This window comes from Methanorbis rubei, assembly GCF_032714495.1.
GTDB lineage: Archaea > Halobacteriota > Methanomicrobia > Methanomicrobiales > Methanocorpusculaceae > Methanocorpusculum > Methanocorpusculum rubei.
Genome location: NZ_JAWDKB010000015.1, coordinates 1 through 1,275 on the forward strand (window position 1 = coordinate 1; position 1,275 = coordinate 1,275).

General features: G+C 48.1%; 1 protein-coding gene. It reads left to right on the plus strand.

All coding sequences use genetic code 11. From position 1 onward, the window contains the following. Nucleotides 1-144 precede the first annotated feature (144 nt). The coding region (locus tag McpCs1_RS09300; protein WP_338096976.1) for an HNH endonuclease domain-containing protein at nucleotides 145-1,275 on the plus strand (1,131 nt) is incomplete at its 3' end.

Here is a 1,275-nt window from a genome sequence, read left to right on the forward strand (position 1 = left end):
GGGGGGGGAGGGGGGTGATATCAGGTTATTTTTGGCTGATTATTCTTTTTGGAGCTGATAAAATGTTGTTTTGATCATGCTGCATAATCAGTTTCGCTGCGTTTCCAATATGTTTATCATTTGATAGATCAACATTACCCATACGTGACATCAGACACTTTTGGCAGCATTAATTCAATTATTGAGCGGGACGCCGCGGATACTCCGTACAAGTATTCTCTTCTGCATTCGGTGATTGAGTGTTGTCAGGAGTATCCACAGTTTGCCAGATCCGGGTCCGGAGATCATGAGGGGCGGGTTGTTTTTCCGGTGGGTATTCTGGTGATGAAGTGGCTGATGTATTATTATCCATTTTTCCTTCCGGGAAGGTTTATTATTCTGAAAAAGGGGGAGAGTGAAGAGCGTCCGAAGCTGGCTTTCCGCGAACCTTTTGAGAAGGTGGCAGGGTATTATGCGATGCATGGGGGTCTGTCGGTTTTTTATGATGATCTGATCTGCGGGTCTGTTCCTACAGAGATGAAGGGGGTGGTTGCGTCTCTGGTGAATAAGATTCGGAGTACGATTGTTGATAAACCGATGCGGCATCTGGGTTATTCGCAAAGTAAGCGGGAGTATTCGGTTTTTCGTTTGGTTGAGTCGTCAATTCCTGTACGGAAGGCGGATCAGATTGATCTGCGTCTGTTGATTGAGAGGTGCGGGAGTTTTTCGATTTCTTCGGAGTTGTATGGGGTGTTTCGGGATTTGGGTGGGTTTATTTTGGGTGATGGTTGTGTGTCTGCGAAGTGGGTTGATTTTTTAGAGCGTTTGAATCATGATGCGGGGGTTTCTGAGGGGGAGTTGATGGAGCGGTTTTCGATGGCTGTGGTGTCGGAGAGGAATGTGGATGCTGCGAGGGTTTTCTTCCGGGATTTTGTTTTGACCGGGGATCTTTGTTGTGTGTGGTCAGGGAGGCAGCTGTCACTTTGTTCTCTTGCGGTTGATCATTTGCTGCCGTTTTCGCTCTGGCATTGTAATGATCTCTGGAATCTTGTTCCAAGTGATGCGGGGGTGAATCTGCGAAAGTCAGATAAGATTCCTGTGGGGTCGTTTTTGTGTGAGCGAAAAGAGATGATTGTTGGGTGCTGGAGGTTGATGTATGCGGAGTTTCCGGTTCGGTTTTCCCGGGAGATTTCTCTTGGGCTTCTTGGCGGGGAGTTTGGGGAAGGGTGGGAGGAAGAGGCGTTTGCGAGTTTGTGCAGGATTGCTGAGTATCTGGTGGGGGTAAGGGGGTATGAG